This window comes from Klebsiella sp. PCX (assembly GCF_021869705.1).
In the GTDB taxonomy this organism is placed as follows: domain Bacteria; phylum Pseudomonadota; class Gammaproteobacteria; order Enterobacterales; family Enterobacteriaceae; genus Klebsiella; species Klebsiella quasipneumoniae.
Genome location: NZ_CP091527.1, coordinates 933,454 through 949,673, shown reverse-complemented (window position 1 = coordinate 949,673; position 16,220 = coordinate 933,454). Strand labels below are relative to the sequence as shown.

The window sequence follows — 16,220 nt, the reverse complement described above, 5'->3', positions numbered from 1 at the left end:
AGGCGAACCGCCTCCCGGCATTTTTATCTCGACGCCCTATCGTTGCTCATCCAGCTGCAGGGCTATATAGAGCAGCAGCCGATCGTCAAAGCTGCCGAGATCCAGACCGGTCAGCTCCGAGATACGGTTCAACCGATACTCCAGGGTATTGCGATGAATAAACAGCGCCTTTGACGTCGCCAGGGGCTGCACGTTATGGCGAAACCACGCCTGCAGCGTTCGCCGCAGCAGCCCGTTGTTGTCCATCGCCTTGAGACGCGCCAGCGGACGGGCCAGCTCATTGGCCTGCCAGCCGCCGCGCAGGCTGTCAAGCAGCACCGGCAGCATCAGATCCTGATAGAAGTAACAGCGGCTCTCCGGCATCCGCTGCTTGCCCACCATCATCGTCGTGCGTGCGGTACGGTAAGAGCGGGCGATACTCCCGGGACCGGTGAAGAAGTTGCCCAGCGCCACGCGGAAGCGGAGCTGCCCATTCTCTTTCATCCTGGCGATAAGCTGCTCGACGCGCCGGACGTGATCGTCTGCGTCCCAGCGGCCAAAGCTGTTCAGCGCCGGTTTCAACACCACCATTTCCGTGAGCGAGACAATGGCCACCAGATTATTGCGATCGGGGGTGGTCAGCGCGTTCTGCAGCTGCTGTAGCTCCGCCATCGCGCTGTCCACGCCGAGCTGGCCGCTGTCCACCTCAATCATCGCCACTACGCGCGGCTGATTCAGATCAATTCCTAAACGCTGCGCCCATTCGTTCAGCGCCGGGGTATGCTCTTCCGCCTGAATCAGGTTCATCACCAGCTCTTCGCGCAGACGGCTGTCCTGCGCCAGGAGATGCATCAGTCGCGACTGCTCAAGCATCATCTCAGCCGTCATGCACACCAGCTCGCCATATTTTCGCAGCGACTCCGGCTCGCCGGTCAGGCCGATCACCCCGACAATCTCCCCCTCCAGGCGCAGCGGCAGGTTAATGCCCTGGCGCACCCCGTGGAGATGGCGAGCCACCGCATCGTCGATATCCACCACCCGCCCCTGGGAAAGCACCAGCAGCGCGCCTTCGTGCAATTCACCAATCCTTTCCCGATCGCCGCTGCCGATAATCCGCCCGCGGGCATCCATCACGTTGATGTTGGTATCGATGATGCGCATCGTCCGCGCCACAATATCCTGCGCCATTTTGGTATCAAGATGCCAGCCAGCCATGTAATCCTCCCCTTTGCAGGGCACCAGCATAAAAGAGTCGTTGCTCTGCTGCATTGTGCATATGCCCGAAGCCCGGGTGAGATATGTGGAGTTGTGGAAGCGGTCACAGAACGAAAAAAAGCCCCTGCCCTCGGCGAGGGAAGGGGCTGGAGAGCGAGCGCTGACTGTTACTGCAACAGCAGATAGATAGAGGCGTCGCCGCGCTGAATATTCAGCGCCAGCACGGACGGTTTGGCGTCGAAGATTTTCCGCAGATCGGCGATGTTTTTCACCGGCTGCTGGTTCGCCCCGACGATGACGTCGCCTTTCTTGAGGCCAATCTGCGCCGCCGGGGTACCGGCTTTCACATTATTGACCACCACACCTTTGTCCTGACCCTTGTTGCTCATTTCCGCCCCTTCAATCCCGTTGAAGATGGTGCTGGAGTCAACCTGGGTCTGGTTGCTCTGCTGCAGTTCGACGGTCACGGTCACCGGTTTGCCGTCGCGCAGCAGACCAAGCTCAACTTTGCTGCCGATAGGCATGGTGCCGACCTGGGCACGCAGCGCGGCGAAGCTGCTGATCGCCTTCCCGTTGAGAGAGGTGATCACGTCGCCGGCTTTAATGCCCGCTTTCGCGGCCGCCGAACCCGGCATCACCTGGCTGACAAAGGCGCCGCGCTGAGCGTCGACTTTCATCGCTTTCGCCAGCTCAGAGTTCAGTTCGGTCCCCATGATGCCGAGCTCGCCGCGTTTCACCTGGCCATATTTCACCATCTGCTCGGTCAGGTTTTTCACCATGTTGCTTGGGATAGCAAAACCGATACCGATGTTGCCGCCGTCCGGCGCCAGAATGGCGGTGTTGATGCCGATCAGCTCGCCGTTAAGGTTCACCAGCGCGCCGCCGGAGTTCCCGCGGTTAATCGCCGCATCGGTCTGGATAAAGTTTTCGTAGTTTTCCACGTTCAGGCCGCTACGGCCCAGCGCGGAGACAATCCCGGAGGTCACGGTTTCGCCCAGACCAAACGGGTTACCGATAGCCACGGTGTAGTCGCCGACGCGCAGCGCATCAGAGTCGGCGAGCTTAATCGCCGTCAGGTTTTTCGGATCCTGAATCTGAATCAGCGCGATATCGGAGCGCGGATCTTTGCCCACGACTTTGGCATCAAACTTACGGCCATCGCTCAGTTGAACCTTAATCGTGGTGGCGTTGTCCACAACGTGGTTGTTGGTCACCACATACCCTTTGGCCGCATCAATGATGACGCCGGAGCCCAGCGCCATGAATTTCTGCTGCTGGCCGCCGTCAGGCTGACCGCCCTGTCCACCGCCCTGGCAAAACGGCGAACTCTGGAAAGGAGAACCGTCCTGGCAGAACGGCGAGTTATCGCCAAAGAACTGCTGGAAGTTACGTGGCATCCGTGGGGTATTAACGGTGGTGCTACCTTCAACGTTAATGCTCACCACCGACGGCATCACCTTCTCCAGCATCGGGGCCAGGCTTGGCATCTGCTGTGCATTAGTGGCCGAAGATGCCGTTTCTGCCGCGCTCGCAGAGAGCGGGGACAACGCCAGACCTAAACTCAGAGCCAGTGCACTCATTGCTAACGTGGTTTTTTTCATCAGTTTCAATCTCAATATCAGAAAACGAAAGTTGCTGTGTACGTGACTATCAGAGTCATTTTATAGCGCTAAGTTCCGGAATTAAGTTTCTGGAAAAAGTAAAAATTTATTGTCCATCTTTACAAAACTCCAGCTTATTCCACCGCCATTAGCCGCCGATATTCATCCCACGCATACAAATCCGTCATCCCGCTGATATAATCCTGAATCAGACGGCAGCGATAATAGTATTCCATCAGCGCAAATTCAGGCGCCGTGCACTCCAGCTTATTTACCGCTTCCACATAGGCCAGCCGGTGGCGGGTTGATAGTTTCTGATACAGCCGGGAGGCAATGGGTAAACGCCGTACCCGCTCCTGCGCCACTAATTCGCTGAAATCCTCGAGCGATAATTTCAGCAGCGGCTGATAGATATCGAGCAGGCCACTGATCACCCGGTAGCCCTGCAATTCCAGCTGCTCGACATCCGGATGGCTAAACACCTGTTTCATCGCCACATTTTTATAAAGCTCCAGCAGCTGACTGCAATCGCTGTCGTCCTCAAGCAGCGCATGATTAAAGTCGCCCGTAAAGATGGCCGGCAGGTTGTCAATAAATCGGCGCGCCGCGTAGGGTACCAGCTTATTCAGCGTGTTCACCCGCAAATACATAAAAAACTGATCTTCCGCGCTCTGTTTCAGGGAATTGGCTCGTGATTTCTCCCAGGCATTTTCCACTACCTGCGAGAATAACGATCCTTTTTCATGGCAGCCCCAGGCGTCGTAAAGATGCTGATAAAGCTGCTCAGCGCTGAAAATACGTTTTTCCACCGCGTCCTCAAGATCCGCGACGCAATATGAGATGTCATCCGCGGCTTCCATAATCCAGGTTAATGGGAACCGATTGTAAGGCGCCAGATCCAGTTCTTTACGCAGGCGCGCCACATACTCCTCTTCGGCTAAATAGTAGCCAGGCTTTTTCATTAAATAGCTGTGGCTGGCTGGCGTCGCCTCAGACCACCACGCCGGCCGAGTATATTTCAGAATACAGCCGACCTGCGCCCAGGTCAGATTCATGCGCATCAGCGTATGGACCAGACGAATGCCCTGGGCGTTGCCCTCAAAGCTGCAGAGATCCTGGCGCACTTTGCGGCGCAGCGCGTTAAGCGACGTTTCCCCTTCATGCAAGCGTAATGCCTGCACTTCACAGCGATCGTCGGTCAGCGGCTGCCCGAGCGCATCGCCGGGCGCCAGACGCTGGCGGAACCAGTCGTTAATCGCCGCCTCGCCAAAATGGCCAAACGGGGGATTGCCGATATCGTGCATCAGGCAGGCCATCTCCACCACGCTCTCGAATGGCCCGGTCAGCTCTTCCAGGCCATACTCTTCCAGCAGCCTCAGCTCTTTCAGCCGGCTCAGCACCTCTTTGGCGATATAGCGTCCCACCTGCTGCACCTCCAGCGAGTGGGTCAGGCGGGTACGCACCGCCGCGTTGCGCTCCAGCGGGAAGACCTGAGTTTTTTGCTGTAAGCGACGGATTGCCGGCGAGTTGACGATCCGTCCCCGATCGCTTTCGAAGATCCGCAGGATGTCGCGCTCCGTCTCGACACGCGGCGGCGAACGGAAGCGTCGACGCCAGTTTATCTTGTTGCGAAAATCAATCTTTGCCATAGCCTCTCCCGCGCGAGCAATACGCTTCCCCTTAAGCGCATGATAGACTATGCAACTAAACCTGACACATCGCGAGTAAATCTATGAAAATTGGCATTATTGGCGCTATGGAAGAGGAAGTTACCCTTCTGCGCGACAAAATCGAAAACCGCCAGACTATCACTATTGGCGGGAGCGAAATCTATACCGGCCAACTTCACGGCGTTGACGTCGCGCTGCTGAAGTCTGGTATCGGGAAAGTGGCCGCGGCGATGGGCGCGACCCTGCTGCTGGAGCGCTGCCAGCCTGACGTGATCATTAATACCGGCTCTGCCGGCGGCCTGGCGCCGACGCTGAAGGTCGGCGATATCGTCGTCTCCGATGAAGCGCGCTACCACGACGCCGACGTCACCGCCTTCGGCTATGAGTACGGCCAGTTGCCTGGCTGTCCGGCCGGCTTTAAAGCGGACGAAAAACTGGTGGCCGCGGCGGAGAGCTGCATTAACGCGTTAGATCTCAATGCCGTTCGCGGCCTGATCGTCAGCGGTGATGCCTTCATTAACGGCTCTGTCGGTCTGGCGAAGATCCGCCATAATTTCCCGCAGGCGATCGCTGTGGAAATGGAAGCGACCGCCATCGCTCACGTCTGCCATAACTTTAAGGTTCCTTTCGTGGTGGTTCGCGCCATCTCCGATGTGGCCGACCAGCAGTCTCACCTCAGCTTTGAGGAGTTCCTTGCGGTCGCCGCCAGACAGTCCACCCTGATGGTGGAGAATCTGGTACAGAACCTGGCACGTGGCTAAGTCGCTCTCCTTCGCGCTTGCCGCGCTGCTGTTACTCGCCCCGGCGTGGCTGCTGGCCGCGCCGCGGGTGATCACCCTCTCCCCCGCCAATACCGAACTGGCCTTTGCCGCCGGGATCACGCCGGTCGGCGTCAGCAGCTATTCCGATTATCCGCCGCAGGCCAAAACGATTGAGCAGGTTGCCAGCTGGCAGGGAATGAACCTGGAGCGCATCGTAGCGCTCAAGCCAGACCTGGTGCTGGCCTGGCGCGGGGGCAATGCCGAACGTCAGGTTAACCAGCTGCAGTCGCTGGGGATCCACGTCCTCTGGGTGCAGACTTCGACCATCGAAGAGATCATCGCCACCCTGCGTCAGCTGGCGCAGTGGAGTCCACAGCCGGAAAAAGCACAGCAGGCAGCGCAGGCGATGCAGCAGGAATACGATGCGCTGAAAGCGCGCTATGCCAGCGCGCCGAAGAAACGCGTCTTCCTGCAGTTCGGTTCCGCACCGCTATTCACCAGCGGCCCCGGCTCAATTCAGGATCAGGTGCTGAGGCTGTGCGGCGGCGAGAATATCTTTGCCGCCAGCCGCGTTCCCTGGCCGCAGGTGAGCCGCGAACAGGTGCTGGCCCGTCAGCCGCAGGCGATTGTGGTGACCGGCGACGCCAGCCGCATCGCCGAAGCGCAGCGCTTTTGGCAACATCAGCTCACCATTTCGTTGATTGCGTTACACAGCGACTGGTTTGAACGCGCAAGCCCACGTATTATCCTCGCCGCCAAACAACTTTGTGCGGCGCTCGACCAGGTAAAATAACCATCCGGCATACCGGATGTTCAGTGGGAATCAACGATGCTTGTCTATTGGCTGGATATTATTGGCACAGCTGTCTTCGCGATCTCCGGCGTTCTGCTGGCGGGGAAATTGCGTATGGACCCATTCGGCGTGCTGGTGTTAGGCGTGGTGACGGCCGTGGGCGGCGGTACCATCCGCGATATGGCGCTGGCGAATGGCCCGGTATTCTGGGTCAAAGATCCCACCGATCTGGTGGTGGCGATGGTCACCAGCATGCTGACCATCCTGCTGGTCCGCCAGCCGCGCCGGCTGCCGAAATGGATCCTGCCCGTTCTTGATGCCGTCGGTCTGGCGGTGTTTGTCGGCATCGGGGTGAATAAAGCGTTTCTCGCCGGCAGCGGCCCGCTGGTCGCGGTGTGCATGGGCGTGGTGACCGGCGTTGGCGGCGGGATAATCCGCGACGTGCTGGCGCGCGAAATTCCTATGATTCTGCGCACCGAGATCTACGCCACCGCCTGTATTGTGGGCGGCATTGTCCACGCCACCGCGCACGACACCTTTCATCTCCCGCTGGAGAATTCGGCGATGATGGGGATGGTGGTGACCCTGGTGATTCGTCTGGCGGCGATCCGCTGGCACCTGAAGCTGCCGACGTTTGCGCTGGACGATAACGGACGGTCATAAAAGCAAAACGGTAACCTGAGGTTACCGTTTTTAACGTTGGCACCCTCTCGCAGAAGGGGAAGACGCCCGGTCGCACTCGCTTTACACGCTGAACGAGGATCCGCAGCCGCAGGTGCTTTTCGCGTTCGGGTTGGTCACGATAAAGCGCGAACCTTCCAGCCCTTCGGTATAGTCGACAGAGCCGCCGACCAGATACTGCAGGCTCATTGGGTCAACCACCAGGCCGACACCCTGTTTCTCAATGGTCATATCCCCTTCGTTCACCTGATCGTCGAAGGTGAAGCCATACTGGAAACCGCTGCAACCGCCGCCGGTAATATACACGCGCAGTTTCAGGTTCGGATTATCTTCATCCGCAATCAGGTGTTTTACTTTATTGGCTGCGGCTTCGGTAAACTCCAGCGGCAACGCTACGTCATCACTCATTTTTTGCTCCCATTGATACTTCCGGCCGGTTAAAGAATAACCGGGCCTTTTGAGCCATTATCTAATACCCTGGTAAATCGTTCAAGTATTCTCCCGGGGCGCCTGCTGCGCTTTTGCCGCCTGCTCGGCCTCCTGCTTCGCCAGAGTACGTTGCAGAATGGTCGAATACAAAGGCTTACCGCCGAGGAATTGCGCCAGTAGTGTTGCGCCAAGGCAGGTAATAATCATTGGCAAAATGAGCTGATAGTTATCGGTCATCTCCAGCACCAGCACAATCCCGGTCAGCGGCGCGCGCACCGAGGCGGCGAGCAGCGCGCCCATGCCGGCGATAGCGAAGGTGCCGGCATCGAGATGGTAGGACGGAAACAGCGGGATAGCCGCCATGCCGAACGCCGTGCCCAGCAGCGTGCCGAGCGCCAGCATCGGGGCGAAGATGCCCCCCGGCGCGCCGGAGGAGAAGCAGATCAGCGTGGTCACCACGCGGGCAATAAAGATAAACAGCAGCAAACCGACGGAGAAGTTACCGGCGGCGGCGATGGGGATCAGGTTAAAGCCACCGCCCACCGCGGAGGGCTGCATCAGCCCCAGCAGACCGCAAAGCCCGCCGATAATCCCGCCCATTAACACCCATTTTTTGATGTTGCCACCGTGAATGCGCTGGAACAGATCCTGGGTGCGCAGCACCAGAAAATTAAACAGCGGGCCGAAGCAGCCAAACAGCATCCCCAGCACCAGGTACAGCCACAGAGTGTTCACCGGGGCATTGCTCAGCTTGCCCACCTCTATAATTGCCGCCTCGCCGTTAAAAATGCGAAACACAATGCTCGACATGATCACGCCGGTAAATACCGCTTTAATGGAGATCAGGTTGTAGCGGAACTGCGGGCGCATCTCTTCGATGATAAACAGGATACCAGCCAGCGGCGCGTTAAAAGCCGCTGAGAGACCCGATGCCGCGCCGGTCGCCAGCAGCGTGTGCCGCGCTTCCGGACTGCGCATGCGGAAAATATCCAGCACCATGCGCCCAATGTTGCCGCCAAGCTGCACCATCGGCCCTTCGCGTCCCAGCACCATTCCGGCGCCCAGGGTTCCCATGCCGCCGATGAATTTCACCGGCAGCACGCGCCACCAGCGCACCGGCCGCAGCTCCTCCAGCGCCCCTTCGATCTCCGGGATCCCCGATCCGCCAGCCTCCGGCGCAAAGCGGCGCACGAGGAAATAGCCGACCATCGCCAGCAACGCCGACAAGATAAACGCCAGCGGCCAGACCAGATACCAGTGGTCCGCTACCTGCGCCAGCGCGCCGATCCGCTGGTTCTGCACCCAGTTCACGCTCTTTTCAAACGCCACGCCCACCAGCCCGGCCAGCGTGCCGACCACCGCCGCCATAAACAGCACCGCCAGCGGCGTTTTATCGCGCTGAATTAAGCGGCGCACCGCATCGCCGCGACGCACCCGCACGAACTGATGTGCTTCAAAAGAGGGAGTTTCTGCTTTCATGCCGTTATCAATTATTGGTAATACAAATGAAGAGAGAGGCATTTTAGCCGCCCCGGCGCGCTGCGTCGTCAAAAAAATGCCCTTGCGGCACATTGTTTCAATTGGGCAAAACTTTCATAACCATCCTGGAATAACTTAGAATAGCCGATAAAACATTTTTCACGAACCAGGACCCTGGCCATGAGCAAATCTGAAAATCTGTACCATACTGCGCGCGAACTGATCCCCGGCGGCGTTAACTCGCCGGTGCGCGCCTTTACCGGCGTCGGCGGCACCCCGCTGTTTATCGAACGCGCGGATGGCGCTTACCTCTATGACGTGGATGGAAAGGCCTATATCGATTATGTCGGCTCCTGGGGTCCGATGGTGCTGGGCCACAACCATCCGGCGATCCGCAACGCGGTGATCGAGGCGGCGTCACGCGGCCTGAGCTTTGGCGCGCCGACCGAAATGGAAGTGAAAATGGCGGCGCTAGTGACCGAGCTGGTACCGACCATGGATATGGTGCGGATGGTGAACTCCGGTACCGAAGCCACCATGAGCGCGATTCGCCTGGCGCGCGGCTTCACCGGCCGCGACAAGATCATCAAGTTCGAAGGTTGCTACCACGGCCATGCCGACTGCCTGCTGGTGAAAGCCGGTTCCGGCGCGCTGACCCTCGGCCAGCCGAACTCGCCGGGCGTGCCGGCTGATTTCGCCAAACACACCCTGACCTGCACCTATAACGACCTCGCCTCGGTGCGCGCGGCGTTCGAGCAATATCCACAGGATATCGCCTGCATCATCGTCGAGCCGGTCGCCGGGAATATGAACTGCATTCCGCCGCAGCCGGAGTTCCTGCCGGGCCTGCGCGCGCTGTGCGACGAATTTGGCGCCCTGCTGATCATCGACGAAGTGATGACCGGCTTCCGCGTGGCGCTGGCGGGCGCGCAGGCTTATTACGGCGTGGAGCCGGATCTGACCTGTCTCGGGAAAATCATCGGCGGCGGGATGCCGGTAGGCGCTTTCGGCGGCCGTCGCGAGGTGATGGACGCTCTGGCCCCCACCGGCCCGGTTTATCAGGCCGGTACCCTCTCCGGTAACCCGATCGCCATGGCCGCCGGCTTCGCCTGCTTAAGCGAAGTGGCGCAGCCGGGCGTACATGAAACCCTCACCGAGCTGACCAACCAGCTGGCGCAAGGTCTGCTTGATGCGGCGCGTGACGCCGGGATCCCGCTGGTGGTCAATAACGTCGGCGGCATGTTCGGCATCTTCTTTACCGATGCCGAAACTGTCACCTGCTATCAGGATGTGGTGAAGTGCGATGTCGAACGCTTCAAGCGCTTCTTCCATCTGATGCTGGAGGAAGGCGTGTACCTGGCGCCGTCAGCATTTGAGGCTGGCTTTATGTCCGTGGCCCACAGCGAAGAAGATATCGACAATACCATCGACGCCGCGCGTCGGGTGTTTGCCAAACTGTAAGGTGCTTGAATGCCTGGTGACGCAGGGATTTTCCCGGATGCGGCGCATTGCGCCTTATCCGGGCTACCAAATCGCACAGCGCTGTAGCCCCGGTAAGCGATAGCGCCACCGGGGATGTTGAGGCCATCCGGGATCGTTAGCGGCTCTGCTTCCTCAGCAAATAGATAAAGTACGGCGCGCCGATAAAGGTCGACAGCAGCCCCGCCGGGATCTGGTAGGGAAACATGATCATTCGTCCGCACCAGTCGGCGAAGACCAGCAGCAGCCCGCCAGTCAGCCCGGAGATCACCATATGCGGCAGCGTGCGCCGGAAGCCCATCATCCGTGCGATATGCGGCGCCATCAGCCCGACGAAGCTCAGCGGGCCGATGGTCAGCGTCGCCGCCGCCGTCAGGCAGGCCGCCAGCAGCAGCAGAACAATCCGCGATGAGGTCAGCGCCATGCCCACCGCTCGCGCCGCCTCCCCGCCCAGCGGCAGGATGGTCAGCCAACGGCGACAGAGCGGCGCCAGCGCCAGCAGGAGCAGCATCACCGCGCCGCTGCGGACCACCCTCTCCGGCGTCGCGCTGTAGGTCGACCCTGAGATCCACGTCAGGATCTGCGCCATGCGCGGATCGCCGCTGGCCTGCAGCATCATCAGCAGCATGGTGAAGGCGGTACTGAGCGCCATCCCCGCCAGCAGCATCCGATGCGGCGAAAAGCCGCCGCGCCCGGCGGCCAGCATAATGATCAGCAAGGTGCCGGCCGCGCCAAGGCTCCCGGCCGGCAGCAGCCAGCCAAAGGCGTCGCCAGGGACGAAGAACAGCATCAGCACCACGCCAAAGGCGGCGCCGGAGCTGATGCCCAGCACTTCCGGACTGGCCATCGGGTTGCCGGTCAGGCGCTGGATAATACAGCCGGCGACCGCCAGCATCACCCCGGCGAACAGCGCCGACAGCACTCGCGGCCAGCGCCAGGGCAGCAGTTGCTCCAGCAGATCGCCGTGAGCCCACAGCCAACCGTGGGCATCGCGACCAAAGGCCAGCGCCACGCTCACCGCCAGCAGCAGCAACGCGACGCCCCCGAGAACAAACCCTTGCACGTGATAGCGCTCAGGCTGCACGTTATCGCCGCCGTTCATCACCGGGGCGCTGATGCTGCGCAGCCGCGGCAGCAGCCACAGCAGCAGCGGCGCGCCAATCAGGGCGGTGACCGAGCCGGTGGAGACTTCCCGCCATACCCTGCTCAGCCAGAGGATCACCTGATCTGAAAGCCACAGGAGCAGCGCGCCGATCAGCGCCGCCAGCAGCAGCCGGGCCAGCAGTCGACGGGCGCCGAGCATTTTCGCCAGCAGCGGCGCGAACAGGCCGATAAAGCCGATAATCCCGACCGCGTTGACCAGCAGCGCGCTCATTACGATCGCCAGCGTCAGGGCGCCGAGGCGCGCCAGAGACAGCGCCAGCCCAAGGTTGCGCGCCACTCCGTCATCAAGCCCCATCAGGGTCAGCGGACGCAGCAGCAGCAGCGTGAGTACTGCGCCGCCCAGCAGCTGCGGCCACAGGCGCTGCGCCACGCTCCAGTCGGTTTGCGTCAGCGTCCCGGTGCTCCACAGGAACATGCTCTGCAGCTGGTCGTGATGGAAAATCACCATCAGCTGGTTAAGCGCCCCGCAGTAGAGGCTGACCACCAGGCCCGCCAGGATCAGCGTTACCGGCGACAGGCGCTTGCCCCAGGAGACGCCAAACACCAGCGCTCCCACCAGACAGGCTCCGGCCAGCGCGGCAAACTGCGACGCCAGCACGCCGGGGATGGCCCACAGCGTAGTGACTGTGATCCCCAACTGCGCGCCGGTGGCGACGCCAAGGGTGGTTGGCTCCGCCAGCGGATTGCGCAGCACCTGCTGGAACAGTACGCCGACCAGTCCCAGCCCGGCCCCCACCAGCAGTGAAACGGCCACCCGCGGCAGCAGGCTGTAATGAAACAGCATCTGGGCAATCCGATCGCTATCCGGCTGCCACAGCGCCTGCCGCCATTGCGCATAGGGCAAGGCGACGTTGAGATTGACGATGCTCAACGCGAAGGCGGCAACCAGCAGCCCGGCCAGCAGGATAATGGCTAACGGTGAAATACGCCTATTCATGCCGGATTCCCCTGGGCCTCGGCCAGCACGCGGGCAAAATGCATCGCCGACAGCGTCGCGCCATAGAACCACACCGCCGGAACGCGCTGGAAGCGCCCCGCGCGCACGAACGGCATCGCCTGCCACAGCGGGGTCGCCAGCAGTTGGGTCATCTCCCGCTCGTTACCATGATCGAAACAGATCACATCGGCCTCGTTAAACGCCGCCAGCCGGTCGATGCCAACGCTGACGCTGCCCCAGAACGCCGCTTCGCCGCGCCAGGCGTTTTTGATGCCAAAGCGATCGAGCACTTCCTGGAACAGGCAGTTTTCGCCAAAAACCAGTACATGGCGCGGATCGAGCAGGGAGATCATCAACAGCGGACGGTCGCCGCGCCCGGCAAAACGCGGCTTCAGGCTCGCCATCAGCGCCTCAAACTCCGCCAGGTGGTGCTGAGCCTGTTGTGTTTTGCCCAGCAGGTCAGCCATCTCCAGCAGCGAGCGCTGAGCCATCGCCAGCGGACGTTTGCCATCGCTGAAGGTAAATCCGCGGCCGGGGGCGATACGCGCCAGCTTCTCCGGCGACGGGCCGTAGCCTGCCGACCAGACGATAAATGACGGTTTCATCTGCGTCAGCAGTTCAAGATTGGGTTCGGTACGCAAACCGACATCGATCACCGAGTCGGGCAGCGCGGGTTCGTTCACCCACAGGCGATAGTTGGGGATATCGGCCACGCCGTAAGGCGTGACGCCCAGCGCCAGCAGCAGCTCCGCCGGCAGCCACTCCAGGGCGACCACGCGCTGCGGGTCAACGTTCGCCGCCTGCGCGCCGCGCATCTGCCACAGCAGCGGCGAGAGCGCCATCGCGGTCAGCAGGCGGCGTCGGGTTATCTGAGTCGGGGTCATCATCAATAGACAAAGCTTACCGGCGCCGCGCCGGCCGGGTGCGGCAGGATCCCCATCGGGATGCCGTAGATTTGTTCCAGGGTGTCGCTGCGCATCAGTTCCGCCGGCGTCCCCTGGGCGATCATTTCTCCACCGCGCAGGGCCACCAGATAGTCGCAGTAGCGGGCCGCCATATTAATGTCGTGCAGGACGGCGATCACCGTCAGGCCGCGGTGCTGGCTGAGACGATGCACCAGCGCGAGGACATCAACCTGATGGGCGATATCCAGCGCCGAGGTGGGTTCATCGAGCAGCAGACAGCGGCTATCCTGCGCCACCAGCATGGCGATCCACGCCCGCTGGCGTTCGCCGCCGGAGAGGCTGTCCACCAGGCGATGGGCGAGCGGCTTCAGCCCCACCAGCGCAATCGCCTCTTCCACTTTCTCGCGGTCCGCCGCGCCAAAGCGACCCAGCGCGCCGTGCCATGGGTAGCGGCCGATGGCCACCAGCTCACGCACCGTCATACCCTCGGCCGGCGGCAGCTGCTGCGGCAGATAGGCCACTTTGCGGGCAAAGGCTTTGCTGCCCCAGCTCTCCAGCGGCTGGCCGTCCAGCAGCACATCGCCTGCGGAAGGCGGCTGATGACGGCCAAGCATTTTCAGTAACGTCGACTTGCCGGAGCCATTATGACCGATCAGGCCTGTGACTTTTCCAGCCGGGAAGGTGAGCGAGAGCGGATGGAGCAACGTGCGGCCAGGCACACGGAAAGTGACGCGATCCAACGCGAAGGTGGTTTCTGCGTGCGGAGTCTGTTCCTGCATAGCGATAACCTGATAAAGGGCGCGGCGAACCGCGCCCGTAGGTGGTTAGAAACGGAAGGTGGCGGTGGCGACGACCTGACGTCCGGCCCCCCAGTAGCAAGCGTATTCGCTGTAGCAACTGGAGACATATTCGCGGTCGAACAGGTTGTTGACGTTGACGCCGACCGACGATCCCGGCAGGCCAAAGCGCGCCAGATCGTATTTCACCGTCGCATCCATCAGCGCATAACCGGCCACACTAAAGGAGTCATTTTTCTTACCGGTGCTGGTGTCATTTTTGTAGTAGCTGACCGTTGAACCGATATAGCGCGCCCCGGCCCCAATCGTCAGACCGCTGAGCGCGGTTTCGTGGAAGGTATAATCCGCCCACAGGGAGGCCATATTACGCGGCACTTCCGCCGGACGTTTGCCGTTGAACACCGTATCGTGAGTGTATTCCGCATCGGTATAGCTGTAGGCTGCGGTCAGGTTGATATTGGCGTTAACTGCCGCTTTCGCCTCCAGCTCAAGGCCGCGGGAGCGGATCTCGCCGGTCTGGATGCTGAACGCCTGGTTAGCCGGATCCGCCGTCAGGTTCTTGTCTTTGGTCAGCTGATAGACCGCCGCGGTGACCACCACCGGCATATCTTTCGGCACATATTTCACGCCGGCTTCATACTGCTTACCGCGCGACGGATCGAACGGCTTGCCGCTGCTGCTGGAGCCCGATACCGGTTCAAACGATTCGCTGTAGCTGAAGTACGGAGAGATACCGTTATCGAACAGGTAGTTGATGCCGCCGCGCCAGCTGAACTGCTGGTCGTGGTTCTCCGCCAGGCTGTTGGTGGCGCGGGTTAACGTTGAGGTGGTGGCGTAGTCGTAACGACCGCCCAGGGTCATGACCCACTTATCCCACTCCATCTGATCCTGCGCGTACAGGCCGGTCTGTTCCATCCGGTTGAGCACCGCGTACGGGAAGGTAACCTGAATATTCGGGTTGCCGTACTGCGGATTATTCATGCTGATAGGATCCGCCGTCCCGTAGTCGGCATCCACATCATTACGCATCCGCGAGTAGTCCACGCCGGTCAGCAGCGTATGGCTGACCGCGCCGGTGGCGAAATCAGACTGCAGCTGGGTATCGACGGTAAAGGTGTTCAGGTGCTCGTCGGAGCGCACATAGGCGCGATTCATGTAGCCCGGCGCGACATAGCCATTGCCGTACACCGAGCGATACAGGGTATCGACCTCGGCATAGCGCAGGTTCTGCCGCACGGTAAAGGTGTCATCGAACTGATGGGAGAAGCTGTAGCCCACCATCTTCTGGCGGCGGGAGATTTTATTATCCGCCTCGCCTTCATTGAAATCGGTTGGCAGCTTGTGCGCCTTACCGTTGGCGTCGTAATACGGCACCACGGTGCCTTCACGCGGCAGCCAGCCGTAGTAGCCCGCATCCGGGTCATTCTGGAAGTTGCTCAGGAATGTGAAGTCGGTTTTATCGTCCGGACGCCAGCTAAAGGAGGGCGCCACCGCGTAGCGGGTCGATTTCGCCATCTGCTGCTGGGCATCCTGGCTGCGGCCCAGGCCGGTCAGGCGGTAAGACCAGACGCCGGCATCATCAATGGCGTCGCTGAAGTCAAACCCGGTCTGCCACAGATTGTCGGTGCCCATCTTAAACTGCACTTCTTTCAGCGGCTCGGTGGTCGGGCGTTTGCTGACCATGCTGACGATACCGCCCGGGTTGCTGTTGCCGTACAGCACCGAAGTTGGCCCGCGCATCACTTCCACGCGCTCCAGGAAGTAAGGATCCATGGAGACTTCAGAGTAGTTATTCCCCTGCAGCTTCATGCCGTCCAGATACTGGTTGGTGTTGACGGTCGTCGAGGTGGTGAAGCCGCGAATGGTGACCACGTCATAGGTGGTCGAACTGCCGCGGGTGGAGAAGACGCTTGGCGTATAGGAGAGCGCCTCTTTTACCGTCGTCGGCTGGCGCATCTCCATCTCCTGGCGCGTCACCACCGACACAGACTGCGGCGTTTTTTCAATCGGGGTATCGGTTTTCGTCGCCGTAGCGGAGCGTTTCGCCGCGATGGTCGGCGCCGGTCCCCAGGCGCTTTCCTGGGCGGCCGGGGCGGCAACGACGGTGATGGTTTCTTCTTGCTTCGGTTGTTCTGCTGCCTGTGCGTAGACAGACATGCCGCTAACCGCCGTGGCTACTACAGCTGCGACTTTACGCAGCGAGTGATTTGGCTGAGCAGTTTTTGGACGCGCCATGGGTATATCTCTGATGAAAGTGAATGATAACGTAAACGAGAATTATTATTATGACGGGCGATATAATAGGCGAAACGTCGAAGGCAAGGCAAGCG

At 60.5% G+C, this 16,220-nt stretch carries 13 protein-coding genes; 4 read left to right on the top strand and 9 right to left on the bottom strand.

What is annotated here, in order from left to right; genetic code table 11:
- Positions 1 to 36: 36 nt before the first annotated feature.
- The 3 genes from cdaR to dgt all read right to left on the bottom strand — a co-directional run bounded on the left by cdaR (position 37) and on the right by dgt (position 4,444).
- Positions 37 to 1,194: a DNA-binding transcriptional regulator CdaR gene (gene cdaR / locus GQR96_RS04370; RefSeq protein ID WP_004204443.1), complete on the bottom strand. Its 1,158-nt coding sequence runs from the start codon at positions 1,192 to 1,194 to the stop codon at positions 37 to 39.
- A gap of 167 nt (positions 1,195 to 1,361) precedes the next feature.
- Positions 1,362 to 2,795 (bottom strand): serine endoprotease DegP, encoded by a 1,434-nt coding sequence (gene degP / locus GQR96_RS04365; protein WP_004145870.1) that lies wholly within the window; start codon positions 2,793 to 2,795, stop codon positions 1,362 to 1,364.
- A 134-nt stretch (positions 2,796 to 2,929) separates the two neighbouring features.
- Positions 2,930 to 4,444 (bottom strand): dGTPase, encoded by a 1,515-nt coding sequence (gene dgt / locus GQR96_RS04360; RefSeq protein ID WP_065904250.1) that lies wholly within the window; start codon positions 4,442 to 4,444, stop codon positions 2,930 to 2,932.
- An 83-nt stretch (positions 4,445 to 4,527) separates the two neighbouring features.
- On the opposite strand from dgt, the gene mtnN reads away from it, so the two are divergent.
- From mtnN to GQR96_RS04345, 3 genes are read left to right on the top strand one after another with little or no spacing between them, the layout of a single operon-like run.
- Positions 4,528 to 5,226 carry a 5'-methylthioadenosine/S-adenosylhomocysteine nucleosidase gene (gene mtnN, locus GQR96_RS04355; RefSeq protein WP_004204440.1) on the top strand — a complete coding sequence of 233 codons (699 nt, stop codon included), beginning with the start codon at positions 4,528 to 4,530 and terminating at the stop codon, positions 5,224 to 5,226.
- Positions 5,219 to 6,019, top strand: a complete 801-nt coding sequence (gene btuF / locus GQR96_RS04350) for a vitamin B12 ABC transporter substrate-binding protein BtuF (protein WP_004204438.1) — start codon at positions 5,219 to 5,221, stop codon at positions 6,017 to 6,019. Before mtnN ends, btuF begins: the two co-directional genes overlap by 8 nt.
- 36 nt (positions 6,020 to 6,055) lie before the next feature.
- On the top strand, positions 6,056 to 6,682 hold the full coding sequence (locus GQR96_RS04345; RefSeq protein ID WP_004204437.1) for a TRIC cation channel family protein: 627 nt from the start codon (positions 6,056 to 6,058) through the stop codon (positions 6,680 to 6,682).
- 81 nt (positions 6,683 to 6,763) lie between these two features.
- Here GQR96_RS04345 and erpA read toward each other — a convergent pair whose 3' ends face one another.
- Positions 6,764 to 7,108 (bottom strand): iron-sulfur cluster insertion protein ErpA, encoded by a 345-nt coding sequence (erpA, locus tag GQR96_RS04340; RefSeq protein WP_002889275.1) that lies wholly within the window; start codon positions 7,106 to 7,108, stop codon positions 6,764 to 6,766.
- Positions 7,109 to 7,189: 81 nt separating this feature from the next.
- A complete protein-coding gene (gene clcA, locus GQR96_RS04335) occupies positions 7,190 to 8,608 on the bottom strand; it encodes a H(+)/Cl(-) exchange transporter ClcA (protein WP_004204436.1) in 1,419 nt (472 codons plus the stop codon).
- 180 nt (positions 8,609 to 8,788) lie between these two features.
- Here clcA and hemL point away from each other — a divergent pair, with 180 nt between their 5' ends.
- Entirely contained in the window at positions 8,789 to 10,069 is a 1,281-nt protein-coding gene (gene hemL, locus GQR96_RS04330; protein WP_004204435.1) for a glutamate-1-semialdehyde 2,1-aminomutase, read from the top strand.
- A 136-nt stretch (positions 10,070 to 10,205) separates the two neighbouring features.
- Here hemL and fhuB read toward each other — a convergent pair whose 3' ends face one another.
- Genes fhuB through fhuA form a run of 4 tightly spaced genes read right to left on the bottom strand, consistent with a single transcriptional unit; the run spans position 10,206 to position 16,125 of the window.
- Positions 10,206 to 12,188, bottom strand: a complete 1,983-nt coding sequence (gene fhuB / locus GQR96_RS04325) for a Fe(3+)-hydroxamate ABC transporter permease FhuB (protein WP_004204433.1) — start codon at positions 12,186 to 12,188, stop codon at positions 10,206 to 10,208.
- A complete protein-coding gene (gene fhuD, locus GQR96_RS04320; protein WP_004204432.1) occupies positions 12,185 to 13,075 on the bottom strand; it encodes a Fe(3+)-hydroxamate ABC transporter substrate-binding protein FhuD in 891 nt (296 codons plus the stop codon). The genes fhuB and fhuD overlap by 4 nt, the downstream gene beginning before the upstream one ends.
- Positions 13,075 to 13,872, bottom strand: coding sequence for a Fe3+-hydroxamate ABC transporter ATP-binding protein FhuC (gene fhuC / locus GQR96_RS04315; RefSeq protein WP_057213484.1), 798 nt, complete (start codon positions 13,870 to 13,872; stop codon positions 13,075 to 13,077). The genes fhuD and fhuC overlap by 1 nt, the downstream gene beginning before the upstream one ends.
- Before the next feature lie 45 nt (positions 13,873 to 13,917).
- The gene (gene fhuA / locus GQR96_RS04310) at positions 13,918 to 16,125 is read right to left on the bottom strand and encodes a ferrichrome porin FhuA (protein ID WP_004204430.1); all 2,208 of its coding nucleotides are present in this window, start codon (positions 16,123 to 16,125) and stop codon (positions 13,918 to 13,920) included.
- Positions 16,126 to 16,220: the final 95 nt, after the last annotated feature.